Origin of the sequence: Streptomyces sp. NPDC087787, from assembly GCF_044743035.1 — a bacterium.
GTDB lineage: Bacteria > Actinomycetota > Actinomycetes > Streptomycetales > Streptomycetaceae > Streptomyces.
On the sequence record NZ_JBIUVQ010000016.1, the window covers coordinates 17,016 to 39,797 of the forward strand.

Below are 22,782 nucleotides of genomic sequence, written 5' to 3' on the forward strand. Positions count from 1 at the left end.
GCGGTGGACGCCCGCGCCCGCTGGGGGCAGGGGGGCGTGTCGGACGAGCGACCACACTATCGGCTGGCCAACAGGGCGGCCCGCCGCCTGTGGATAACCCACCCGCGACGGGCCGTTCGTGACGTTTTTCCGGGGAAGTGAGCGGAGCCTGCGGCGGTCCGGCGGTCAGACGGCGGCCTTCTTCAGCCGGCGGCGCTCCCGCTCGGACAGGCCTCCCCAGATGCCGAAGCGCTCGTCGTTGGCGAGGGCGTACTCGAGGCACTCGGAGCGGACCTCGCAGGCGAGGCAGACCTTCTTGGCCTCGCGGGTCGAGCCGCCCTTCTCGGGGAAGAAGGACTCGGGGTCGGTCTGGGCGCACAGCGCGCGCTCCTGCCAGCCGAGCTCCTCGTCCGCGTCGTCGACCAGCAGTTGCTGCACCAGCTCGGTCATGTGCGCCCCTCGTCTGTCTTTCGCGTCCCCGTGATGCAGCCGTTATCTGTCCGGCTGAACGACACGAGTGAAATTACAAGTGTGCTGCTCCGGGCGAGTCAAGCCGAGATCTGCTATTGAGCCCCTTATTCACTCTGCGGAACCAAGCCCATGCGGAAAGTGTTCAAATCGGGATAAACCCTGACACGCCGCCGAGGCCCCGAGGGCCGCGCACCCCGCACGGAGCCCGCACAGGGAAGGACGACCCGAACTTCGATCTCGTTCCGGCACATGCACCGAAGCGACCCGAATCACGGTCTGATCACGGGATCGCAACGGGGCTTGCGCGCCCGGCATGGACGCCATGTGTCCCGGTAGCCCCACGAGCAAACCTTTCACCTGTGAGATGAACCGGATGAGGTGAAACATGTCCCGCATTCCGGGCGTCAGGTTGACAGTGAAGGTGTGAGCCGCTGTCCTAGAGGGCATGCTCGCGAACTCGGTACTCACCACGACCCGCACCGCCGGGTCCCACGGTGCTGCCCACGTTCGCCACAGCTGTCGCTGTTGCGGCTGTTGAGCCCCACGCGCGCACGCGTGCTCCAGCCGTCGTCCAGCCCTTCGCGGCCGGGCCCCCGTTCCCTCTGACCTTCTTTCACCGAGGAACCACCCCACCCTCATGAACAGCGACAGCGACCTCCAGATCGCCGGCGACATCCTCGAAGTCCCGCACCTTCTCCAGACCCCCCGCGAACACCCCTCCACCGTGGCCGAGTTCGTCGGACTGGCCCGCTCCATCGCCGCCGACCGCGCCCAGTGGGCACACCTCGTCCGCTACGACGCGACGACCCGCTGGTACCACCGGCTGCGCACCGTTCCCCAAGCTCTCGGCTCCGCTCGAGCAGGGGAGACCCCAATGGGCTACGAGGTGTGGCTGCTGTCCTGGGTGCCCGGACAGGGCAGCGAACCGCACGACCACGGTCCCTCCTCCGGCGTGCTCACGGTCCTCTACGGCGAGCTGACCGAGCGCACCGCGCGGGCCACGCGCGTGTTGGGCGCGGGGGCACAGCGCGTGTTCGCGCCCGGCTACGCGCACGAGGTCGTCAACGACACGCTGGAGCCGGCGGTCAGCCTGCACGTGTACTTCCCCGGCCTGACCGAGATGCCCATGCACCCCCGGTCCTCGACCGGAGCGGCCCACTCCGCCGCCCGGTGTGCGGGGGCCCTCCCCGACCCGGCGGGCGCGACCGGCGCCTGAGCCGCCCGCGGGGACCTGTTCCCTCGTCCACGGGCCGCCACGCGTCGGCTCCCTCGTCCACGGACCGCGGACCTGTCCCTTGTCCACAGGCCGCCACGCGTCGGCCCGGCGGCTGACACACTGTTTCCATGCGGATTGTGGTTCTGGCAGGCGGCATCGGTGGTGCCCGGTTCCTGCGCGGTCTGAAGCGGGCCGTGCCGGACGCGGACGTCACGGTCATCGGCAACACCGGTGACGACATCCACCTCTTCGGGCTGAAGATCTGCCCGGACCTGGACACGGTGATGTACACGCTCGGCGGCGGCATCGACGAGGAGCAGGGCTGGGGCCGGGCCGAGGAGACCTTCCATCTCAAGGAGGAGCTCGCGGCGTACGGCGTCGGACCGGACTGGTTCGGCCTCGGCGACCGCGACTTCGCCACGCACATCGTGCGCACTCAGATGATCGGCGCCGGGTATCCGCTCAGCGCGGTGACCGAGGCGCTGTGCGAGCGGTGGAAGCCGGGAGTGCGGCTGATCCCGATGACCGACGACCGGGTGGAGACGCATGTCGCGGTCACGCTCCCCGACAGCGGGGCCACCCCGGGGCCCGGCGAGCGCAAGGCCGTCCACTTCCAGGAGTACTGGGTGCGGCTGCGGGCCTCGGTGCCGGCCGACGCGGTGGTGCCGGTCGGCGCGGAGCAGGCCAAGCCGGCGCCCGGCGTGCTGGAGGCGATCGCCGCGGCCGACGTGATCCTCTTCCCGCCGTCCAACCCCGTCGTCTCCATCGGCACCATCCTCGCGGTGCCCGGCATCCGGGAGGCCATCGCCGACGCCGGGGTACCGGTGGTCGGCCTGTCCCCCATCGTCGGGGACGCGCCGGTGCGTGGCATGGCCGACAAGGTCCTCGCCGCGGTGGGCGTGGAGTCCACGGCCGCCGCGGTGGCCGAGCACTACGGCTCGGGGCTGCTGGACGGCTGGCTGGTCGACACGGTCGACGAGGCCTCCATCGAGCGGGTCGAGGCCGCGGGCATCCGGTGCCGGGCGGTGCCGCTGATGATGACCGACGTCGACGCCACCGCCCGGATGGCTGACGAGGCACTCACGCTGGCCGAGGAGGTGCGCGGGGCATGAGCGGCACGACGGAGCAGTCACCGGCCGCCCCGGAGTTCCGGGTCTGGGCGGTGCCCGGGCTGCCCGAGGTCGCGCAGGGCGACGATCTGGCCAAGCTCATCGCCGGCGCGGAGCCCGGGCTGACCGACGGGGATGTGCTGCTCGTCACCTCGAAGATCGTCTCCAAGGCCGAGGGGCGGCTGGTCCATGCGGCCGACCGGGAGGCCGCCATCGACGCCGAGACCGTACGGGTCGTGGCCCGGCGCGGGCCGCTGCGGATCGTGCAGAACCGGCAGGGGCACGTCATGGCGGCCGCCGGAGTCGACGCGTCCAACACCCCTTCGGGCACCGTCCTGTTGCTCCCGGAGGACCCGGACGCGTCCGCGCGCGCGATCCGGGACGGGCTGCGCGACGCCCTCGGGGTCACCGTCGGCGTGCTCGTCACCGACACCTTCGGGCGGCCCTGGCGGGCGGGGCTGAGCGACGTCGCCATCGGCGCCGCGGGCGTGCGCGTGCTGGACGATCTGCGCGGCGGCACCGACGCCCACGGCAACCCGCTGAGCGCCACCGTCGTCGCCACCGCCGACGAACTCGCCGCCGCGGGCGACCTGGTCAAGGGCAAGGCCGCCGGGCTCCCCGTCGCCGTGGTGCGCGGGCTGCCGCATCTGGTGGCCGAGGACGGGGAAGGAGCGCGGGCCATGGTGCGGGACGCACGCGACGACATGTTCCGGCTGGGGACCTCCGAGGCCGTGCGGGAGGCGGTGACCCAGCGGCGTACCGTGCGGTCCTTCACCGACGAGCCCGTCGACCCCGGCGCGGTACGGCGGGCGGTGGCCGCGGCGGTGACCGCGCCCGCGCCGCACCACACCACGCCGTGGCGGTTCGTGCTGCTCGAGTCCGCGCAGTCGCGCACCCGGCTCCTCGACGCGATGCGCGAGGCGTGGATCGCGGACCTGCGGCGGGACGGGAAGAGCGAGGAGTCGATCGCCCGGCGGATCCGGCGCGGGGACGTGCTGCGCAACGCGCCGTACCTCGTGGTGCCCTGCCTCGTCATGGACGGCTCGCACGAGTACGGCGACGAGCGCCGGGACGGCGCCGAGCGGGAGATGTTCGTGGTCGCCGCCGGGGCCGGGGTGCAGAACTTCCTGGTCGCGCTGGCCGGGGAGCGGCTCGGCTCGGCGTGGGTGTCCTCGACGATGTTCTGCCGGGACGTGGTGCGCGAGGTGCTGGGGCTGCCCGAGGACTGGGATCCGATGGGAGCGGTCGCCGTCGGGCATCCGGCGGAGCTGCCGAAGCCGCGGCCGGAGCGCGACGCGGGGGCGTTCGTCGTCTCCCGGTGACCGCATAGGCTCGTACGGCATCTTCAAGGCAACCCTGGATCTCACTCGTGGCAGGACGTTTCGCTCCGCGGCCCCCGCGCCCGACCGTGCGCGGCGGGCACGCCGGCGTACCCGCGGCCGTGCCCCGGCAGGCCGCCGCGCCGGGGCGGGTGCGCACGTGGACGCCGGACGGGCCGCTGGACCTGGGCCTCGTGCTCGGGCCGCTGCGCCGGGGGCAGGGCGACCCCACCTTCCGGGCGACGCCGGACGGTTCGGTGTGGCGCACCGGCCGCACACCGCTCGGACCCGGGACGCTGCGCGTCGTGGCCCACGGCGGGAAGGCGCGCGCCGAGGCGTGGGGGCCGGGGGCCGCATGGCTGCTGGAGCAACTGCCCGAGCTGCTCGGGGCCACCGACGACCCGTCCGCGTTCGTACCGCGGCACCGGCTGCTCGCGCTGACCCGCCACCGCCGGCCGGGGCTGCGGCTGACGCGGACCGGGCTGGTGCTGGAGTCGCTGATCCCCTCGGTCCTGGAGCAGAAGGTGACGACGGTCGAGGCGTACGCGGCCTGGCGGACGCTGGTGCGCACGTTCGGGGAGCCGGCGCCCGGACCCGCCCCCGCAGGGATGTACGTCATGCCGGCGCCGCGGACCTGGGCGCTGATCCCCTCGTGGGAGTGGCACCGGGCCGGGGTCGACGACAAGCGGGCCTCGACCGTGCTGCGGGCGGTGCGGGTCGCCGCGCGGCTGGAGGAGGCGGCGCGGATGACTCCGGAGCGGGCCCGGGAGCGGCTGGAACTGGTGCCCGGCATCGGGCCGTGGACGTCGGCGGAGACCGTGCAGCGCAGTCATGGCGCGGCGGACGCCGTGACGGTCGGCGATCTGCACCTGCCGGGAATCGTGGGCTGGGCGCTGGCCGGGAACCGGAACGCGGACGACGCGGAGATGCTGCGCCTGCTGGAGCCGTACGCCGGGCAGCGGCATCGGGCGGCCCGGCTGATCCTGATCAGCGGGCGGGTGCCGCCCCGGCGGGCGCCGCGGATGCCGAAGGGCGACATCGGGCGCCTCTGAGCCGGGGCACCTCCGAGCCGGGCGGCTCAAAGGCCTTGACGGGCGCCCACGTCGCGGCCGGCGCGAGGCCGGGCTACTGGTCCGAGGAGAACCTCACGGATCCGGCCGGGATCGTCGCGTCGCACCACACTCTCGCGCCGTTTCGCAGCTCGTTGTCGGCACCCACCACCGCGCCGTCGCCGACGACCGTGCCGTTGAGGACGGAGCGGGTGCCGACGCGGGCGCGGCTGCCGATGAGGGAGTCGGTGACGACGGCACCGGACTCGATGACGGCGCCGGGCAGGATCGCGCTGCCGAACACCCGCGCGCCCTCGGCGACGAACGCGCCCTCGCCCACCACCGTGCCGCCGGTCAGCTTGGCCCCGGGGGCGACGACGGCCGTGGGCAGGATCAGACGGTCCCCGCAGCGGCCGGGCACGGCCGGGGAGGGCGCGCGACCGAGGACGAGGTCCGCGGAGCCGCGTACGAAGGCGGCCGGGGTGCCCAGGTCCAGCCAGTAGGTGGAGTCGACCATGCCCTGCAAGTGGGCGCCGGCCGCGAGCAGTTCGGGGAACGTCTCCCGCTCCACCGACACCGGCCGGCCGTGCGGGATCGTGTCGATGACCGAGCGGCGGAAGACGTACGCCCCCGCGTTGATCTGGTCGGTGACGATCTCCTCGGGGGTCTGCGGCTTCTCCAGGAAGGCGAGGACGCGGCCGGTCCCGTCGGTGGGGACCAGACCGTAGGCGCGGGGGTCCGGCACCTTCGTGAGGTGCAGGGAGACGTCCGCGCCCGTCGTCTCGTGGGTGCGCACCAGCGCCCGGATGTCCAGTCCCGTCAGGATGTCGCCGTTGAAGATCAGGACCGGCTCGTCGGGACCCGAGCGCAGGAGGGGGGCGACGTTGCGGATGGCGCCGCCCGTGCCCAGGGGCTCCTCCTCCGTCACGTACTCCAGGTGGAGCCCGAGTGAGGAGCCGTCGCCGAAGTGCGGCTCGAAGACCTCGGCCAGATAGGAGGTGGCGAGCACGACGTGATCGACGCCCGCCGCTCTCGCCCGCGCCAGCTGGTGGGTGAGGAACGGCACTCCCGCCGCCCGCACCATCGGCTTCGGCGTGTGCACCGTGAGGGGGCGCAGCCGTGTTCCCTTGCCGCCGACCAGGAGGATCGCTTCTGTCACCTGTCGTCTCCGCTTCCTGTTCGTCCTCGGTCCGCCCTCAGCGGCCCTGGTATCGCGCCGCGGTCGAGCGGACGGTGCCGAGCTTGCCGTAGAGCTGTTGTCCCGGGCAGTCGGTGGCGAAGCCGTCCCGGTGGCCGGAGATCACATTCAGGCGTACACTCTTCCCTTTTTGGTAGAGGTTGCCACCACCGGACGTCAGATATGTCTTTCCGAGCGGATTCATCCCGTAGAGGCCGAGCTTCCACGCGGTCAGCCGAGCGAGGGCCGTCACCGTGGCCGAGGAGGGCTTGGCGGTGTCGTAGGTTCCGATGACGGCGATGCCCACGCTGTTGCTGTTGAACCCCATGGTGTGGGCGCCCAGCACGGCCTTCGCCACTCCGCCGGCCCTGCCCTCGTAGATGGTCCCGCACTTGTCGACCAGGAAGTTGTAGCCGAGGTCGCGCCAGCCCATACTCCTGACGTGGTAGCGGTAGATGCCGCGGATCACCGCCGGGGCCTGCGCACAGGTGTAGTTGTTGCCGGAGGCGGTGTGGTGCACGAACGCCGCCTTGACCTTCCGGGTGTAGACGAAGCCCGGCTCGCGCAGGGGCTCGTCCGCGCCCCAGCCGAGGCGCGTGACGATACCCGGCCGTGGTCCGACAGGGGCCCGGGCGCTCCGGTCCCGCGCCGGGGACAGGGTGCCGGGGTCGACGAGTTCCAGGCGCAGTCCCGCGGGCAGCGGGACCGGCCGCGCGGCCGGGTCGCGGCTTCCGGCATCGGCGCGGACGCGTACGTCGACGCCGTCGCTCTCGCCCACCCACAGTGGCGCGGTGGCCCCGTGCACGTGCCCGGAGGTGCGCTCGGCCGTGCCGGGGTCGGCGCCGTGGTCGGCGTTGCGCGTGTCGAGGTCCTGCCAGCCGGACCAGGCGCCGGTGGCGGCGGAGCGGGTGCGGATCCGGACGGTGCCGTGCAACTCGGCGTCCGGGTCGTTCCAGACGACGCCGGCCAGTGAGAAGTGGCGGACGTCCGTGCGGCGCAGGCCCTGTTCGAGGGCGGCGCCACCGGGATCGGGGTCCCGGGTGAGCGGGGCGAGGGGCAGTGACCGGGTGCTGCCGGTGACGGCCGCCGGCCCGGCCGCCGCTGCCGGCCGAGCGCCTGCCCGACTGCCCGTCAGGCCCGGCGCGAGGGCGAGGGCGGCCGAGCAGGTGACACCGATGGAGGAGGCGAGGAATCCGTATCGACGCATGCCCCTGATCCTGGACATGACCAGACAAACCTGTCCATCGCTGACTTGACGGGCCGTCGGCTGCGGTTGCGCCGAACCGGTGGCCCGCGCCTGGCCCGCCACGCGGTGCGCGGAACCGGCGCCGCGTACGCTTGCGTGGGTGAACGCCACCGAACGCACCCCTGCCGACCTGCTGCGTTCCGCGCTCGCCGCGGATCCCGGACGCCCGCTGGTGACCTTCTACGACGACGCCACGGGCGAACGTGTCGAATTGTCCGTGGCCACCTTCTCCAATTGGGTGGCCAAGACGGCGAACCTCCTCCAGGGGGACCTCGGCGCCGGCCCCGGCGACCGGGTCGCGCTGCTGCTGCCGGCGCACTGGCAGACGGCGGTGTGGCTGCTGGCGTGCGCGTCGGTGGGCGCGGTGGCCGACGTCGACGGGAACGCGCGCGCGGCCGACGTCGTGGTCAGCGGTCCCGACACACTGGACGCGGCCCGCGCCTGCTCCGGGGAGCGGGTGGCGCTGGCGCTGCGGCCGCTGGGCGGGCGTTTCCCGCAGCCGCCGGAGGGCTTCGCGGACTACGCCGTCGAGGTGCCGGGGCAGGGCGACGTGTTCGCGCCCTTCGCGCCGGTGGACCCGGAGGAGCCGGCGCTGATCGTGGCCGGGGCCGAGTACACGGCGGCCGAGGTCGTGGAGCGGGCCCGCGGCGACGCCCCGGAACTGAACCTGACCGGACCGGGCTCCCGCCTGCTGTCGGCGCTGCCGTACGGCACCTGGGAGGGCCTCAGCGCGGGCCTGTACGCGCCGCTCACCGCCGGCGCCTCGGTCGTCCTGTGCCGCAACCTCGACCGCCTGCCCGAAGACGCCCTCGCCAAGCGCATCGAGTCCGAACGGGTCACGGCCACCGCCAGGTGACGTGAACGCGCCCCGCGCCCGAATCCCCGCACCACTCCCTCGCCCCGAATCCCGCGGAATGCTGGATTCGGGGCGAACGGCACTAATTCCGCCGCCGACGGGATTCGGATTCCGGGCCGGAAAGGGGATTCACCTACGCAGTCGCACGACTACGGTGGGTATTCCAGGGGTTGTGCGCGACGCGGGCCGAGCGCTCGGGCGCCCCATGACCCGCACCCCGACCCGCGACGCCGTTCCGCGACAACACCGCCAACTCGGGGGCCCCTGGGGGTAAAGCCACGGCCAAAGGCGAACTTTTGTCCAAGGAAATGGGCGAATTGCCCCCTTGTGCGGAAGTGGAATTTGTCACCAGCGTCGCTCGATGTTGAATCAGCCGGATAGTGTGAGCGATCCGGTGCGACTGGCCGCGAGGTCTTCCTGGGGTCGCGCACTGTGCGAAGCAGACCTGGCGCCGAGAAGGGCAGGCGCCGCGTGGCCCCGACGGAGGATTCGGACAACCGTGGACGCGCAAGGCCGTGGGCGGGCGGACAATGTCGACCCCGCAGACCAGTGGGTACTCAACCCGGACACCGGCGAATACGAACTGCGACTGACCCCTTCCGCTGCGCAGTCGGCGGTACCGGGTCCCCGTAGGCCGTCCGCGGACAGGACCGGGGGCACGGCGCCCGGCGGGCAGAAGACCCGCGAGGCCGCTCCCGCCGAAACGGTGCCCGCCCCGCGCCGGCGCCGGGCGGCACCGGCGGAGGAGGAGCCGCCGCCAGGACGGCGGGGGCGCCGGCCGGAGAAGAAGAAGTCGAAGACCAAGAAGGTCCTTATGTGGACCAGCGGCGCCATGGCGCTCGTCGTGGTGGGCGTCGGCACGACCGTCTACCTGGTCTACAAGCACCTCGAAGGCAACGTCACCACCACCGACGTGGGCAGCGCGGCCAAGAACGGCTTCAGCAAGGACGAAGCCTTCAACATACTGATCATCGGCACGGACAAGCGCACCGGCAAAGGCAACGAGGGCTACGGCGACGCGGGCAGCGTGGGCCACGCCGACACCAACGTCCTGCTGCACGTGTCCAAGGACCGTACGAACGCGACCGCGCTGAGCATCCCGCGCGACCTGATCGTGGACATCCCGGACTGCCCGACCAAGCAGCCCGACGGCAGCACGAAGGTCATCCCGGGAACGAGCAACGAGCGCTTCAACACGAGCCTCGGCCAGGACGGCCGCGACCCGGGTTGCACCATGCGCACGGTCAAAGAGATCACCGGTGTTCAGCCCGACCACTTCATGATGGCCGACTTCAACGCGGTCAAGACGCTGACGACGGCGGTCGGCGGAGTCGACGTGTGCCTCAAGCACGCCGTGGACGACAGCAAATCGCACCTGAAGCTGCCCGCCGGCAAGTCCACCGTCGAGGGCGAGCAGGCGCTGGCCTTCGTGCGGACCCGGCACGCCTGGGGCAACCAGGGCGACCTGGACCGGATCAAGGTGCAGCAGCAGTTCCTCAGCTCGCTGATGCGCCAGATGGCCTCCGGTGACACTCTCACCGACCCGACCAAGCTGTACGAGCTGGCCGACGCCGCCACCAAGGCGCTGACCGTCGACACCGGCATCGGCAAGGTCAGCACCCTCAAGGACGTGGCGCTGGAGCTGAAGAAGGTGCCGACGAAGAACATCACCTTCCTGACGGTGCCGGTGCGGGACAACCCGGCGGACGGCGTGGTGCACAAGACGGTCATCGTCGACCCCGTCATAGCCCCCCCGGTCTTCGACGCCATCGCCAACGACGTCTCCTTCACCGAGGTGAAGAAGAAGCAGAAGGCCGACAAGAGCGCCGCGGCCGCCCGCCTGAAGGGCACCCAGTCCGAGGCCTCCGAGGTCCGGGTCCGGGTCTTCAACGGAGGGGCCGCTGCCGGTGCCGCCGGGGAGACCGTCAACTGGCTACAGCTCTCCGTGGGCGTGCTCAAGTCGGAGAACGCGGCCAACGCCCCCGGGGAGATCCCCAAGACCACCCTCGAGTACGCGCCCGACCAGGCGCCGCAGGCTCGTAAGCTCGCCGCGCTCATGGGACTGTCCGGGGCCGCGCTGAAGCCCGGCAAGAGCTTCACCAACTCCCAGGGGCTGCCCACGATGACACTGACCCTGGGCAAGGACTTCAAGGGCGCCGGCGTGCCGCTCACCCCGCCGACGAAGGCCCCGGATGTCGAGCAGAAGTCCACGGCGGACAAGGTCGAATGCGCAAGTTGAGCGCACAGCACCACCTTATGGGCCTGTCATGCGTCTAACCCGGCGCATGGCAGGCCTGTTTCATGGCATGGCACCAGGGTGGGAGGACGGGGAGTGACGCAGAGCAGTCTGCGCGGGGAGGACTCGGCGGTCGAGGAAGCGATACCTCCCGCGCCGCGCAAGGGCAGCGCATCGGACGGCCGCGGCCGGCACGGCGGAGGAGGGCGCGGCGGGAAGAGGCGCGACACCGCGGGCAGGAGCCCCGCGCGGCGCGTACTGCGCTGGTCGGCAACGGCGCTCGCACTGGTCGTACTCGGCACGGCCGGCGCCGGATACCTCTACTACCAGCACCTGAACGACAACATCCGCAAGGGCCGGCGCAGCAACGGCGACTCCAAGGCCCAGCAGTCGAGGCCGAACGCGGACGGCCAGAGGCCCATGAACATCCTGCTGATCGGTTCCGACAGCCGGAACTCCGACGCGAACGTCGCACTGGGCGGCAGCCGGGACAACCGCGGCACCCCGCCGCGGGCCGATGTGCAGATGCTCATCCACCTGGCCGCGGACCGTAAGAGCGCCGCCGTGGTGAGCATCCCTCGGGACACCCGGGTCGAGATCCCCAAGTGCACCGACCCCGACACCGGCGAGGTCTATCCGCCGCTCGATGAGATCATCAACGAGTCGCTGGCCCGCGGCGGGGCCGGCTGCACGCTCGCCACCTGGGAGAGCATCACCGGTGTGTACATCGACCACTGGATGACGATCGACTTCGCGGGCGTGGTGAAGATGGCGGACGCCATCGGCGGCGTCGAGGTCTGCACGAAGCAGAACGTGTGGGACCACCCCACGCCCCGGGCGCCCGGCGGTTCCGGTCTGAAGCTGACGGCGGGCAAGCACAAGGTCCAGGGCAAACAGGCCCTGCAGTGGCTGCGCACCCGGCACGCCTGGGGCAGCGACCAGATGCGGGCCAGAGGCCAGCACATGTACATGAACTCCATGATCCGCACCCTGCAGCACCAGAACGTCTTCACCGACACCGGCCGGCTGATGAACCTGGCGGAGACGGCCACGAAGTCGCTCGAGGTCTCCGAGGAGATCGGCACCGTCAAGAAGCTGTACGACCTCGGGATGCAGCTCAAGACGATCCCCACCGACCGCATCACCATGACCACGATGCCCAACATCAAGGACTGGAAGAACGAGAACCACCTGCTCCCGGACGGCGCCAACGCCGCGAAGATGTGGAAGATGCTCCGCGACGACGTGCCCTTCGACGACAAGGGCACGTCGCCGGACGCGAAGAAGCAGACCGGCAAGAGCGCGGCGAGCAGGACTCCCTCGGTCCCGGCCGACCGGCTGGGCGTCCTGGTGCAGAACGCCACCCGCACCGCCACCGCGGCCCCGGTCGGCGGCCGGGCGCGGGAGATCAGCCAGGAACTGGCGGGCAAGGGCTTCACCCGGGCCGCCGCGGACACCTCGCCGGCGCTGGCGGAGGACGAGACGCTCGTGCGGTACCCGAGCGCGGACATGGAGGGCGACGCGCAGAGCGTCGCCAAGGCCCTCGGGATTCCGCTGAGTTCGGTGCGCAAGTCGACCGACGTCTCCGGTGTCACCGTCGTCGTCGGCGCCGACTGGCGTACGGGGAGCACGTATCCGAAGGAGGCCACGCCGAAGCCCGGCGAACTGCCCGACAACTCCGACGCCATCAACGGCTCGGACGAGAACCAGTGCATGGACGTGTACGCGCCCTACCGCTGGTAGCGCGAACAGGGCCCCTCTCCGGGGAGAGGGGCCCTGCGGAACTGTTGGCGGGAACGCTCAGTCGGCGGCGGGGACCGCCGGCCTCCGTGCGGCGATGACCCTCCTGGCCAGGGACTTGGGGCTGGTCAGGAAGCCCCAGCCCCAGGACATGTGCATGGTGGCCAGGGCGACCGGGATGCGCAGCCGGGCCGCCGGGGCAAGGCCCTTGCCCGCGGGGAGCGAGCCGGCGGCGATCGCCGCCAGGTAGCCACCGGGGACCACCAGGGCCCACGGGGTCAGGGCGGCGCCCGCCACGATGCCCGCCGCGATGGCGCACACCGCGGCCGGCGGGGCGAGGTAGCGCAGGTTGATGGAGCCCTGGTGGTAGCGGGCGACCACGTGCCGCCAGCGGCCGTAGTCCTTGTACTGCTTGGCGAGCGCCCGCACGTTCGGGCGGGGCCGGTAGGACACCCGCAGTTCGGGCGAGAACCAGATCAGGCCGCCCGCCTCGCGGATGCGGAAGTTGAGCTCCCAGTCCTGGGCCCGGATGAACTCCTCGTTGTAGCCGCCCTGTTGCTCAAGGGCGGCGCGACGGAAGACACCCAGGTAGACCGTTTCGGCCGGGCCGGCCCGGCCGCCGGTGTGGAAGGCGGCGTTGCCCACCCCGATCTTCGAGGTCATGGCGGCGGCGACGGCGTGCTCCCAGGCGTTCTCGCCCTCGGCGTGCATGATGCCGCCGACGTTCTGCGCGCCGGTCTCCTCGAGCAGCCGCACCGCCGTGGCGATGTAGTCCGGCGAGAGCATCCCGTGGCCGTCGACCCGGACCACGATCGGATGGCGGGAGGCCTTGATCGCGGCGTTGAGCGCGGCGGGGGTGCGGCCGGTGGGGTTCGGGACCGTGTGCACGCGCGGGTCGTCGGCCACGAGTCCGGCGGCGATCTCGTCCGTGCGGTCCGTGGACGGACCGAGGGCGATGACCACCTCCATCTCGCCGCCGTACTCCTGCGCGAGGATCGCTTCGACGGCTCCGCGCAGGTGCCGTTCCTCGTTGAGGACGGGCATGATCACAGAAACGGCGGGGAGCCGCACGTCGGGCTTGGCGTTCATCGGTGCTCACGTTACCGCGAACGGGGGACACCGGTGCGCGCCGTGGGGGTCACTGCACCGGTCAGCCGATCGTATGGCCCTACGGTGCTCACGGTGTCCACCCACGCCTATGCGGAGGTGTCCCCATGCCCACCACGCCGTCCCGGCCCCGCCCGCGGTCACCGCGACCCCCGCAGCGCCGCCCCGCACCGCCGCGGCCGGCCCGGGTTCCGTACGCGTCCGTACCGCGGAAGAGACCGCGCTGGGCCATGCGAGCGGCGACCACGCTGTCGGTGGTGGTGCTCGCCTCCGCCGGGATCGGGCACGCGGTGGTCTCCAGCCTGGACGCGGACATCGCCCGGGTCGACCCCTTCAAGGACATGAAGAACCGGCCGCGCGCGGGCCACGGCATGAACGTCCTGCTGGTCGGCACCGACGGCCGGGACCGGATCAGCGAGCAGGAGCGGCGCCAGTACCGGCTGGGCGGCCAGGCCTGCCACTGCACCGACACGATGATGATCGTGCATGTGTCGCAGGACCGGCAGCGGGCCAGCGTGGTGAGCCTGCCCCGGGACTCCTACGCCGAACTGCCCGGCCACGTCGACCAGAACTCCGGCCGGCCGCACGGACCGCACCCCGTCAAGCTCAACGCGGCGTACGCGGAGGGCGGGCCCCATCTGACCGTGCGCATGGTCGAGGACCTGACCCGTCTGAAGATCGACCACTATCTGGAGGTGGACTTCACCACCTTCATGCGGACCGTGGACGTTCTCGGCGGCGTGCAGATCTGCACCTCCGAACCGATGCGGGACAGCTACTCCGGCCTGGACCTGGCCGCCGGCACGCACACGCTCTTTGGCGGCCAGGCCCTGCAGTACGTCCGCTCCCGGCACGTCGACGGGGCCAGCGACCTGGGCCGGATGAAGCGCCAGCAGCGCTTCCTGGCCGCCCTGATCGAGCGGGCGGCCTCCTCCCGGGTGCTGCTGAACCCCATGAAGTTCCGGAACGTGGCGCTGACCGTGCTGGGCTCGGTGCGGGCGGACCAGGGGTTCCACACCGACGAGCTGCTGGACCTCGGGCGGGCGATGCGCAACTTCTCCCCGTCCTCCTCGGAGTTCACCACCGTCCCGATCGCGCAGCCGTCGTATCCCGTCAAGGGCCTCGGCTCGACGGTGAAGTGGGACCGGACCAAGGCCGACCGCCTCTTCCAGGCGCTGCGCGAGGACCGGCCGCTGACCGTGCGCCGGCCGCGGCCCGCGAACCCTCCGGCAGCCGTGCGGGTCGCCCCGCAGCAGATCCACGTCCAGGTGGAGAACGGCACCGCCGGTGCCGGGCTCGGCAATCGGGTGGACGAGGCGCTGGCCGCGGCCGGGTTCCGTACGACGGGGGCGCCCGCGGACGCCAAGGACCGCACCGCGCGGCGGACGGTCGTGCTCTACGACCCCCGGTGGGACCTGTCGGCGAAGTCGCTCGCCGCGGCGCTGCCGGGCAGTGAGCTGCGGGCCGTGCCGGGGCAGGGGGCCACGCTCAAGGTGATCGCGGGAAGCGACTACCGCCGGGTGCGCCCGGTGCGGGTGGAGGACCCGGAGCAGGGCGCCGCGACGGTCATGACGGGCGAGGAGGTGCTGTGCGGCTGACGGAGTGAGGACCGGCGGGCAGCCGTCAGTCCTCGAAGCCCTCGGCGGCGCGCCTCTCGCGCAGTTCCTTGATGGCGCGACGGCGGGCCAGGCGGTGGGTGCGGCGGATCTGGGCCTCCTGGTAGCGCCGCCGGTCCCGGTCGGTCTCGGGCAGCACCGGCGGCACGGGGCGCGGCTTGCCGTCGGCGTCCACGGCGGTGAAGACCAGGTAGGCCGAGCCGACCCGGGTGGTCGGGGTGGACTCGTTCCAGCGTTCGGCGAGGACCCGCACGCCGACCTCCATGGAGGTGCGGCCGGTCCAGTTGACCTGGGCCTTGACATGGACGAGGTCTCCGACCCGGACCGGTTCGAGGAACACCATCTCGTCCATGGACGCCGTGACGGCGGGTCCGCCGCTGTGCCGGCCGGCCACCGCGCCCGCCGCGTCGTCGACCAGCTTCATGATCACACCGCCGTGCACCGTCCCCAGGAGGTTGGTGTCATTGTGGGTCATGATGTGGCTCAGGGTGGTCCGGGACGCCGAAGTCGGCTTGCCGGGGATGTCCGATATCTCGGACTCAGCGGTGGAGGCCTGCTCTGTCATGACCCCTACCTTATGCCGAGGCGGCATCCGGGGGATTTTGTGTCAGCTTGGCAACAGCGGGGCCCTTATTCACCGACGGCCCTTGTAAGGCACACAGCGGTGCCCTGCACACTGGGCCGCATGAGTGATTGGCCCGAGGGGCGGTCCGGCGGCGACCGTGGACCCCGATACGGACGCGGCAGCGCCGGCGCGACGCCGGAAGGGGCGCGTGTGATGCGCCAGGTACGGCGCGGCGGCCCCGGTGGCCCCGCGGGGCAGGGCGGGTATCCGGGACCCGGCGGCCCCGGCTCCTCGGCACCGCCGTACGGCATCCCGCAGCAGCCTTCGTACGTCGGCGGAGGGGGGTACGACGATCAAGGCGCCTACGACGGCTACAACTCCGGCCACGTCTACGGCGGTCCCGGCGGACCGGGCGGCGGTGACCCGCGCGGCTACCGTCCCGCGCCGGACTGGCGCCGCCGCTTCAAGTGGTCCGTGATCACCCTGGTCACGCTGCTGGTGGTGACCTCGGTCGCGACCTACTTCTGGGCCGACTCCAAACTCCGCCGCGAGGTCGACCTGTCCAAGGTCATCGACCGCCCGGAGGCCGGCAAGGGCACGAACTACCTGATCGTCGGCTCCGACAGCCGTGAGGGCATGTCCTCGCAGCAGAAGAAGGACCTGCACACCGGGTCCGCCGAGGGCAAGCGCACGGACTCGATGATGATCCTGCACGTCGGCGACAACGGCGACACGCTGATATCCCTGCCGCGCGACTCCAACGTCACGATCCCGCAGTTCCGCGGCTCGGAGTCCGGCAGGATCAAGGGCCCGCTCGGAGCGAACAAGCTGAACGCGGCCTACGCCTTCGACGGCCCGGAGCTGCTGGTCCGCACCGTCGAGTACAACACCGGACTGCGCATAGACCACTACGTGGAGATCGGCTTCGCCGGCTTCGCGAACATCGTGGACGCGGTCGGCGGCGTGGAACTCACCATCGACAAGGGCTTCCAGGACAAGTACTCGGGCGCCGACTTCAAGGCGGGCAAGCAGACGCTGGACGGCCGGCAGGCCCTGGCCTTCGTCCGCACCCGGCACGCCTTCGCCGCCTCCGACCTGGAGCGCACCAAGAACCAGCAGAAGTTCCTCGCCGCACTGGCCCACGAGGTGGCGACCCCCTCGACGGTCCTTAACCCGTTCAAGCTCTACCCGACGCTGGGCGCGGGCCTGGACTCCCTGATCGTCGACAAGGACATGAGCCTGTGGAACCTGGCCTCCATGTTCTGGGCGATGAAGAACGTCAGCGGCGGCGACGGCACCTCCATGAACATGCCGATATCCGGCTCAACCGGCGGCAACCTCGTCTGGGACATGCCGAAGGTCAAGACTCTGGTCAACGAGCTGAAGAACGACGAGAAGGTCACGGTCACGGGCAACTGACCCGGACCCTCTCCCAGGAGAGCCCCGCGGTGCCGGCCGGCACCGCGGGGCTTTCGCCGTCCGGCCGGGCTCAGGTCACATCCTGACGCCCGCCATCGCCCGGCACATCTCCGCGCAGCGGCGACACGCCTCCGCGCAGCGCGTCATCGTCTTGTCGTCGGGCATGGACCTACACGCCTCGGCGCACATGTCGCAGGCCTTGGCGCACATCGCGCACATCTCGGCCGCCATGGGCGAGCGGCGCATCATCATGTCCGCGCACATGCGGGTCATCTCGGAGCAGTCCATGATCGCGCGCATGATCTGCATCTGCGCCTGGCCGCCCATCTGCATGCAGCCGCTCATGGCCTCCTCGCAGACGGTGTGGCACGACATGCAGGCCTGGACGCAGTCCTGCATCTCCTTGCTCATGGGGGTCATGGTTCCGGGCTGGGTCATGGCTCCTCCTGGGGGACGAGGGGCACCGGATCGGGGCCCTGTTCACATCCGTCGTACGCCCGTCCGGGCCCCCGCGCCATCCGGCAGGGACATCGCACCGGCTACCGCCGTTCGGCTTACGGCGGCCCTCCCCACCGCGACACGAACGGCCCCCGGCGCGATGCCGGAGGCCGTCGAAGACGCGTGAAGAGACCTGCTACGGAAGGTTCCTCGCCATCACGATCCGCTGGACCTGGTTCGTGCCCTCGTAGATCTGCGTGATCTTGGCGTCGCGCATCATGCGCTCGACCGGGTAGTCGCGGGTGTAGCCGTAGCCGCCGAGGAGTTGGACGGCGTCCGTGGTGACCTCCATGGCGACGTCCGAGGCGAAGCACTTGGCGGCGGCGCCCTGGAAGGTCAGGTCGGAATCACCCCGTTCGGACTTGGCGGCGGCCGCGTAGGTGAGGTTGCGGGCGGCCTCGATCTTCATGGCCATGTCGGCGAGCATGAACTGGATGCCCTGGAAGTCGGCGATCGGCTTGCCGAACTGCTTGCGCTCCTTGACATAGCCCTTGGCGTAGTCGAGGGCGCCCTGGGCGATGCCGAGGGCCTGGGCCGCGATGGTGATACGGGTGTGGTCCAGGGTCTTCATCGCCGTGGCGAAGCCGGTGCCCTCGGCGCCGATCATGCGGTCGGCCGGGATGCGGACGTTGTCCAGGTAGACCTCGCGGGTCGGCGAGCCCTTGATGCCGAGCTTCTTCTCCGGGGCGCCGAAGGAGACCCCGGGGTCCGACTTCTCCACGACGAACGCCGAGATGCCCTTGCTGCGCTTGTCCGGGTCGGTGACGGCCATCACCGTGTAGAAGTCGGACACGCCCGCGTTGGTGATCCAGCGCTTGACGCCGTTGAGGACGTACGTGTCGCCCTCGCGGACCGCCTTGGTCTTCATACCGGCCGCGTCGGAGCCCGCGTCCGGCTCGGACAGGCAGTACGAGAACATCGCGTTGCCCTTGGCGAGCGGGGTCAGGTACCGCTTCTTCAGCTCCTCGGAACCGGAGAGCATCACCGGCAGCGAGCCCAGCTTGTTCACGGCCGGGATGAGGGAGGAGGACGCGCACACGCGGGCCACCTCCTCGATCACGACGACCGTCGCGAGGGCGTCCGCGCCCGCGCCGCCGTACTCCTCGGGCACGTGCACCGCGTGCAGGTCGTTGGCGACCAGCGCCTCCAGGGCCTCCTGCGGGAAGCGGGCCTCCTCGTCCACCACGGCGGCATACGGCGCGATCTTCGCCTCGGCCAGCGAGCGGACGGCGTCGCGGAGCATGCCGTGCTCCTCCGACGGGCGGTACAGGTCGAAGTCAGCCGATCCGGCCAAGGTCTCTCACGCTCCAACGCTAATTACCGTTAAGTAACCCAAATTTTATGCGCCCGCCCCCGCCAGTGATACGTGAGCTTGGCGACAGCGGGGACATTGCCCGGCGAAGGCCCCGCGCATGCCCCCGATATGCTCGGGCACCGCATCACCGTCGTCTTTCCTGGAGCACCCATGAGCCTCAAGATCACTGTGATCGGGACCGGCTATCTCGGCGCGACGCACGCCGCGGCCATGGCCGAGCTCGGGTTCGAGGTGCTGGGTCTCGACGTGGTCCCCGAGAAGATCGAGATGCTCCGGCGGGGCGAGGTCCCCATGTACGAGCCCGGCCTCGAGGAGCTGCTGCGCCGGCACGTGGCCGGGATCGAGGGCTCGACCGGGCGGCTGAGCTTCACGACGGACTACGCGGAGGCCGCCGCGTTCGGCGACATCCACTTCGTCTGCGTGAACACCCCGCAGAAGCACGGGGAGTACGCCTGCGACATGAGCTACGTCGACTCCGCCGTCACCTCGCTCGCCCCGTACCTGACCGGCCCCGCGCTCGTCGTCGGCAAGTCGACCGTGCCCGTGGGGTCCGCGGACCGCCTGGCGCGTACGATCGCCGAACTCGCGCCCGCGGGCGCGGACGTGGAGCTGGCCTGGAACCCGGAGTTCCTGCGCGAGGGCTTCGCCGTGCAGGACACGCTGCACCCGGACCGGATCGTGGTCGGCGTGCGCAGCGAGCGGGCGGAGAAGCTGCTGCGCGAGGTGTACGCCACGCCGATCGGCGCGGGTTCCCCGTTCGTGGTCACCGACTTCCCCACCGCGGAACTGGTGAAGACCTCCGCGAACTCCTTCCTGGCCACGAAGATCTCCTTCATCAACGCGATGGCCGAGGTCTGCGAGGCCGCCGGCGGCGATGTGGCCAAGCTGGCCGAGGCCATCGGGCACGACGACCGGATCGGCCGGAAGTTCCTGCGGGCCGGCATCGGCTTCGGCGGCGGCTGCCTGCCCAAGGACATCCGGGCCTTCATGGCGCGCGCCGGTGAACTGGGCGCGGACCAGGCGCTGACCTTCCTGCGCGAGATCGACTCGATCAACATGCGCCAGCGCGGGCAGATGGTGGAGCTGGCCCGGCAGGCGCTGGGTGGCGGGCCGTTCCTCGGCAAGCGGGTCGCGGTGCTCGGCGCCACCTTCAAGCCGGACTCGGACGACGTGCGGGACTCCCCCGCGCTCAACGTCGCCGGGCAAATCCACCTCCAGGGCGGCCAGGTGACGGTCTACGACCCCAAGGGCATGGAGAACGCCCGGCGGGTGTTCCCGACGCTCGGGTACGCCGGCTCGGCGCTGGAGGCCGTGCGGGGCGCCGACGTCGTCCTGCACCTGACGGAGTGGCGGGAGTTCCGCGAGCTGGACCCGGCCGGTCTTGGCGAGGTCGTCGCCGCCCGGGTGGTCCTCGACGGGCGCAACGCGCTGGACCCGGAGCTGTGGCGGCGGGCCGGGTGGACGTACCGGGCGATGGGCCGCCCGACCGCGTAGTCCCGCGCGGGCAGGCGCACGAGGACAGGCGACGCCGGTTCGGCCGAGGCTCAGTCGGCCGAACCGGCGTCTGCACGCATTGTGCACCACGCGGGCCGGTGTGAACGACGAACGGCCTGTGGATCAGGTCTGCTTCGCTCGGTAGCGGCGCATCTTCGCGCGCGCTCCGCACACCTGCATCGAGCACCAGCGGCCGCGGCCGGCCGGGCTGCGGTCGTAGAACGCCCAGTGGCACGTGGCCGCCTCACAGGCCTTCAGCCGCGTCCAGGTGCCCGCGACGAGGGCCTCGGCGACGGCGGCCGCGACCCGGGAGAGCAGCGGGCCGTCGTCGGCGGGCGCGAGCGTGGCGGAGCCGTCCCGTGCGTCGACAGAGACCAGCAGCGGCGCCCGCGCCAGCAGCTCGCCCAGCGGTGTCACCCGCCGGTGCGGCGGGTGACCGGCGTGGGCCAGCAGCACCGCCCGCAGCGACTCGCGCAGCTCGCGCGCCCGTTCCAGCTCCGCCTCGGGGACTCCCAGGCGCGCCCGGCCCTCCGCGGTGTCGAGCGAGTCGGCGCCCGTCTCGATGTCCAGCGTGTTCACCAGGGCCTCGACCAGCGCCAGGCTCCCGGGCGCGGACGATCTCTCACTCATGTCAGCGACGGTACCTCTTCAATACGGTTGCGCCGTTACTCGCCATAGGGGAGCATGCGGTAACGGTTACTGGTTACCCACTTCTATGGGTAACACCGTCTGCGACTGGGAGGAAGTCATGGCTCTCGCCAAGCTGGGTGTCGTCGTCCTGGACTGTCCCGACCCGCGCGCCCTCGCCGGCTTCTACGCCGAGGTGCTCGGCGGGACGGTGGAGGGCGAGGGCGACTGGGTGGACCTGAAGGTGCCGGGCGGTTCGGCGCTGGCGTTCCAGAGGGCGCCGGGGCACGTGCCGCCGAAGTGGCCGGCCGGGGAGGCCTCGCAGCAGTTCCACCTGGACCTGGTCGTGGAGGACCTGGACACGGCGGAGAAGGGGGTGCTGGCGCTCGGCGCGCAGCCGCTGGACGCGACGGACCGGACGCGCACCTTCCGCGTCTACGCCGACCCCGCCGGGCACCCGTTCTGCCTGTGCGCCTGCTGAGAGGCGTCCGGCGGTCGCCCTGTGCGCCGGACGGCAGGGGACACACATGCCGTGGTCTCCTGCCGTCCGGTACTGGAGCTCAGCCGTCCAGTTCGGCGATCGTCGCGTTGGAGGGTGCCCGGGTGGCCTGCGCGTCACGGGCGACGTCCTCCGCGGCGCCCAGGACGCGGACCGCGTTCTGCCAGGTGAGCTTGGCCAGGTCGGTCCTGGACCAGCCGCGGTCCAGGAGTTCCGCGATCAGGTTCGGATAGCCGGAGACGTCGCTGAGGCCCTCGGGGGTGAAGGGCGTGCCGTCGTAGTCGCCGCCGATGCCCAGGTGGTCGATGCCGGCGACCTCGCGCATGTGGTCGAGGTGGTCGGCCACCGTCGCGACCGTGGCGACCGGGCGCGGGTTCGCCTCCTCGAAGGCGTGGTGGACCTTCATCGCCTCGGCGGTGCCGTCGAGGGGGTGGAAGCCGTGCGCACGCATGTTCTCGTCGGCGGCGGACGTCCAGTCCACGGCCGCCTGGAGCACGAACTTCGGCACGAAGGTGACCATCGCGATCCCGCCGTTGGCGGGCAGCCGCTCCAGCACGTCGTCCGGGATGTTGCGGGGGTGGTCGCACACGGCCCGCGCGGAGGAGTGCGAGAAGATCACCGGCGCACTCGTGGTGTCGAGCGCGTCCCGCATGGTCGTCGCGGCCACGTGGGAGAGGTCGACCAGCATGCCGAGCCGGTTCATCTCCCGGACCACCTCGCGGCCGAAGGCCGACAGGCCGCCCACGCCCGGCTCGTCCGTCGCCGAGTCCGCCCAGGCCACGTTGTCGTTGTGGGTGAGCGTCATGTACCGCACGCCGAGCGCGTACAGCCCGCGCAGCGTGCCGAGGGAGTCGGCGATGGAGTGGCCGCCCTCGGCGCCCATGAGGGAGGCGATGCGGCCCTCCGCACGCGCCGCCTCCATGTCGGCGGCGGTCAGCGCGGGCGCCAGGTCGGCCGGGTGACGGGCGAGCAGCTGCCGTACGCAGTCGATCTGTTCCAGCGTCGCCGGCACGGGGTCGGGCTGGTCCGCGCGGACGTAGACCGACCAGAACTGCGCGCCGACGCCGCCCTCGCGCAGGCGCGGCAGGTCGGTGTGCAGATGCGCGTTCTGCGGGGTGGCGATGTCGCGCGCGTCGAGGTCGTAGCGGACCTGCTCGCGCAGCGCCCAGGGCAGGTCGTTGTGGCCGTCGACGACGGGGAACTCCCGCAGCAGGTCCCGGGCTTCGTTCAGCGAGGTCATCGGC

General features: G+C 71.6%; 20 protein-coding genes. 11 read left to right on the plus strand and 9 right to left on the minus strand.

Going from position 1 to position 22,782, the window contains the following annotated elements:
• Nucleotides 1–165: 165 nt before the first annotated feature.
• Nucleotides 166–429, minus strand: coding sequence for a WhiB family transcriptional regulator (locus ACIOWN_RS24450; RefSeq protein ID WP_003975777.1), 264 nt, complete (start codon nucleotides 427–429; stop codon nucleotides 166–168).
• A 658-nt stretch (nucleotides 430–1,087) separates the two neighbouring features.
• On the opposite strand from ACIOWN_RS24450, the gene ACIOWN_RS24455 reads away from it, so the two are divergent.
• The 4 genes from ACIOWN_RS24455 to ACIOWN_RS24470 all read left to right on the plus strand — a co-directional run bounded on the left by ACIOWN_RS24455 (nucleotide 1,088) and on the right by ACIOWN_RS24470 (nucleotide 5,146).
• Nucleotides 1,088–1,666: a cysteine dioxygenase gene (locus ACIOWN_RS24455; RefSeq protein WP_401983334.1), complete on the plus strand. Its 579-nt coding sequence runs from the start codon at nucleotides 1,088–1,090 to the stop codon at nucleotides 1,664–1,666.
• A 128-nt stretch (nucleotides 1,667–1,794) separates the two neighbouring features.
• Nucleotides 1,795–2,778, plus strand: a complete 984-nt coding sequence (cofD, locus tag ACIOWN_RS24460) for a 2-phospho-L-lactate transferase (RefSeq protein WP_362345292.1) — start codon at nucleotides 1,795–1,797, stop codon at nucleotides 2,776–2,778.
• Nucleotides 2,775–4,097 carry a coenzyme F420-0:L-glutamate ligase gene (locus tag ACIOWN_RS24465; RefSeq protein ID WP_401983335.1) on the plus strand — a complete coding sequence of 441 codons (1,323 nt, stop codon included), beginning with the start codon at nucleotides 2,775–2,777 and terminating at the stop codon, nucleotides 4,095–4,097. Before cofD ends, ACIOWN_RS24465 begins: the two co-directional genes overlap by 4 nt.
• Before the next feature lie 47 nt (nucleotides 4,098–4,144).
• Complete coding sequence (locus tag ACIOWN_RS24470) at nucleotides 4,145–5,146, plus strand: DNA-3-methyladenine glycosylase 2 family protein (RefSeq protein WP_362345295.1); 1,002 nt, start codon at nucleotides 4,145–4,147, stop codon at nucleotides 5,144–5,146.
• Between the two features lie 73 nt (nucleotides 5,147–5,219).
• Here the strand turns inward: ACIOWN_RS24470 and ACIOWN_RS24475 are convergent, their stop codons facing one another.
• Nucleotides 5,220–6,302 carry an NDP-sugar synthase gene (locus ACIOWN_RS24475; protein ID WP_362345297.1) on the minus strand — a complete coding sequence of 361 codons (1,083 nt, stop codon included), beginning with the start codon at nucleotides 6,300–6,302 and terminating at the stop codon, nucleotides 5,220–5,222.
• A 37-nt stretch (nucleotides 6,303–6,339) separates the two neighbouring features.
• Complete coding sequence (locus ACIOWN_RS24480) at nucleotides 6,340–7,527, minus strand: peptidoglycan recognition protein (protein ID WP_401983336.1); 1,188 nt, start codon at nucleotides 7,525–7,527, stop codon at nucleotides 6,340–6,342.
• A gap of 139 nt (nucleotides 7,528–7,666) precedes the next feature.
• On the opposite strand from ACIOWN_RS24480, the gene ACIOWN_RS24485 reads away from it, so the two are divergent.
• The 3 genes from ACIOWN_RS24485 (at nucleotide 7,667) to ACIOWN_RS24495 (ending at nucleotide 12,401) form a co-directional block, all read left to right on the plus strand.
• On the plus strand, nucleotides 7,667–8,422 hold the full coding sequence (locus tag ACIOWN_RS24485) for a TIGR03089 family protein (protein WP_362345300.1): 756 nt from the start codon (nucleotides 7,667–7,669) through the stop codon (nucleotides 8,420–8,422).
• A gap of 499 nt (nucleotides 8,423–8,921) precedes the next feature.
• Nucleotides 8,922–10,661: an LCP family protein gene (locus tag ACIOWN_RS24490; RefSeq protein WP_401983337.1), complete on the plus strand. Its 1,740-nt coding sequence runs from the start codon at nucleotides 8,922–8,924 to the stop codon at nucleotides 10,659–10,661.
• Nucleotides 10,662–10,754: 93 nt separating this feature from the next.
• Entirely contained in the window at nucleotides 10,755–12,401 is a 1,647-nt protein-coding gene (locus ACIOWN_RS24495; protein ID WP_401983338.1) for an LCP family protein, read from the plus strand.
• A gap of 57 nt (nucleotides 12,402–12,458) precedes the next feature.
• Here ACIOWN_RS24495 and ACIOWN_RS24500 read toward each other — a convergent pair whose 3' ends face one another.
• Nucleotides 12,459–13,487, minus strand: coding sequence for a glycosyltransferase family 2 protein (locus ACIOWN_RS24500; RefSeq protein WP_362345304.1), 1,029 nt, complete (start codon nucleotides 13,485–13,487; stop codon nucleotides 12,459–12,461).
• A 125-nt stretch (nucleotides 13,488–13,612) separates the two neighbouring features.
• Here ACIOWN_RS24500 and ACIOWN_RS24505 point away from each other — a divergent pair, with 125 nt between their 5' ends.
• Nucleotides 13,613–15,103 carry an LCP family protein gene (locus ACIOWN_RS24505; protein WP_362345306.1) on the plus strand — a complete coding sequence of 497 codons (1,491 nt, stop codon included), beginning with the start codon at nucleotides 13,613–13,615 and terminating at the stop codon, nucleotides 15,101–15,103.
• 25 nt (nucleotides 15,104–15,128) lie between these two features.
• Here ACIOWN_RS24505 and ACIOWN_RS24510 read toward each other — a convergent pair whose 3' ends face one another.
• Nucleotides 15,129–15,686 carry an acyl-CoA thioesterase gene (locus ACIOWN_RS24510; protein ID WP_362345308.1) on the minus strand — a complete coding sequence of 186 codons (558 nt, stop codon included), beginning with the start codon at nucleotides 15,684–15,686 and terminating at the stop codon, nucleotides 15,129–15,131.
• A 120-nt stretch (nucleotides 15,687–15,806) separates the two neighbouring features.
• Between ACIOWN_RS24510 and ACIOWN_RS24515 the strand changes: the two genes are divergently transcribed.
• Nucleotides 15,807–17,105: an LCP family protein gene (locus ACIOWN_RS24515; RefSeq protein WP_401983339.1), complete on the plus strand. Its 1,299-nt coding sequence runs from the start codon at nucleotides 15,807–15,809 to the stop codon at nucleotides 17,103–17,105.
• A 75-nt stretch (nucleotides 17,106–17,180) separates the two neighbouring features.
• Here the strand turns inward: ACIOWN_RS24515 and ACIOWN_RS24520 are convergent, their stop codons facing one another.
• Entirely contained in the window at nucleotides 17,181–17,543 is a 363-nt protein-coding gene (locus ACIOWN_RS24520; RefSeq protein ID WP_362345311.1) for a four-helix bundle copper-binding protein, read from the minus strand.
• A 196-nt stretch (nucleotides 17,544–17,739) separates the two neighbouring features.
• Nucleotides 17,740–18,897: an acyl-CoA dehydrogenase gene (locus tag ACIOWN_RS24525; protein WP_326802742.1), complete on the minus strand. Its 1,158-nt coding sequence runs from the start codon at nucleotides 18,895–18,897 to the stop codon at nucleotides 17,740–17,742.
• 171 nt (nucleotides 18,898–19,068) lie between these two features.
• Here ACIOWN_RS24525 and ACIOWN_RS24530 point away from each other — a divergent pair, with 171 nt between their 5' ends.
• Nucleotides 19,069–20,412: a UDP-glucose/GDP-mannose dehydrogenase family protein gene (locus ACIOWN_RS24530; protein ID WP_362345313.1), complete on the plus strand. Its 1,344-nt coding sequence runs from the start codon at nucleotides 19,069–19,071 to the stop codon at nucleotides 20,410–20,412.
• Nucleotides 20,413–20,535: 123 nt separating this feature from the next.
• Here the strand turns inward: ACIOWN_RS24530 and ACIOWN_RS24535 are convergent, their stop codons facing one another.
• Nucleotides 20,536–21,042, minus strand: coding sequence for a CGNR zinc finger domain-containing protein (locus ACIOWN_RS24535; protein WP_362345315.1), 507 nt, complete (start codon nucleotides 21,040–21,042; stop codon nucleotides 20,536–20,538).
• 118 nt (nucleotides 21,043–21,160) lie between these two features.
• Here ACIOWN_RS24535 and ACIOWN_RS24540 point away from each other — a divergent pair, with 118 nt between their 5' ends.
• The gene (locus ACIOWN_RS24540) at nucleotides 21,161–21,520 is read left to right on the plus strand and encodes a VOC family protein (RefSeq protein ID WP_362345317.1); all 360 of its coding nucleotides are present in this window, start codon (nucleotides 21,161–21,163) and stop codon (nucleotides 21,518–21,520) included.
• A 79-nt stretch (nucleotides 21,521–21,599) separates the two neighbouring features.
• On the opposite strand, the gene ACIOWN_RS24545 is transcribed toward ACIOWN_RS24540, so the two are convergent.
• The gene (locus ACIOWN_RS24545) at nucleotides 21,600–22,778 is read right to left on the minus strand and encodes a dipeptidase (RefSeq protein ID WP_362345319.1); all 1,179 of its coding nucleotides are present in this window, start codon (nucleotides 22,776–22,778) and stop codon (nucleotides 21,600–21,602) included.
• Nucleotides 22,779–22,782: the final 4 nt, after the last annotated feature.

Coding starts and splice junctions, on each gene's coding strand:
- ACIOWN_RS24510 (WP_362345308.1), bottom strand. CDS start 15,686: ATGACAGAGCAGGCCTCCACCGCTGAGTCCGAGATATCGGACATCCCC.
- ACIOWN_RS24530 (WP_362345313.1), top strand. CDS start 19,069: ATGAGCCTCAAGATCACTGTGATCGGGACCGGCTATCTCGGCGCGACG.
- ACIOWN_RS24520 (WP_362345311.1), bottom strand. CDS start 17,543: ATGACCCAGCCCGGAACCATGACCCCCATGAGCAAGGAGATGCAGGAC.
- ACIOWN_RS24540 (WP_362345317.1), top strand. CDS start 21,161: ATGGCTCTCGCCAAGCTGGGTGTCGTCGTCCTGGACTGTCCCGACCCG.
- ACIOWN_RS24505 (WP_362345306.1), top strand. CDS start 13,613: ATGCCCACCACGCCGTCCCGGCCCCGCCCGCGGTCACCGCGACCCCCG.
- ACIOWN_RS24535 (WP_362345315.1), bottom strand. CDS start 21,042: ATGAGTGAGAGATCGTCCGCGCCCGGGAGCCTGGCGCTGGTCGAGGCC.
- cofD (WP_362345292.1), top strand. CDS start 1,795: ATGCGGATTGTGGTTCTGGCAGGCGGCATCGGTGGTGCCCGGTTCCTG.
- ACIOWN_RS24500 (WP_362345304.1), bottom strand. CDS start 13,487: ATGAACGCCAAGCCCGACGTGCGGCTCCCCGCCGTTTCTGTGATCATG.
- ACIOWN_RS24515 (WP_401983339.1), top strand. CDS start 15,807: ATGAGTGATTGGCCCGAGGGGCGGTCCGGCGGCGACCGTGGACCCCGA.
- ACIOWN_RS24455 (WP_401983334.1), top strand. CDS start 1,088: ATGAACAGCGACAGCGACCTCCAGATCGCCGGCGACATCCTCGAAGTC.
- ACIOWN_RS24480 (WP_401983336.1), bottom strand. CDS start 7,527: ATGCGTCGATACGGATTCCTCGCCTCCTCCATCGGTGTCACCTGCTCG.
- ACIOWN_RS24450 (WP_003975777.1), bottom strand. CDS start 429: ATGACCGAGCTGGTGCAGCAACTGCTGGTCGACGACGCGGACGAGGAG.
- ACIOWN_RS24465 (WP_401983335.1), top strand. CDS start 2,775: ATGAGCGGCACGACGGAGCAGTCACCGGCCGCCCCGGAGTTCCGGGTC.
- ACIOWN_RS24545 (WP_362345319.1), bottom strand. CDS start 22,778: ATGACCTCGCTGAACGAAGCCCGGGACCTGCTGCGGGAGTTCCCCGTC.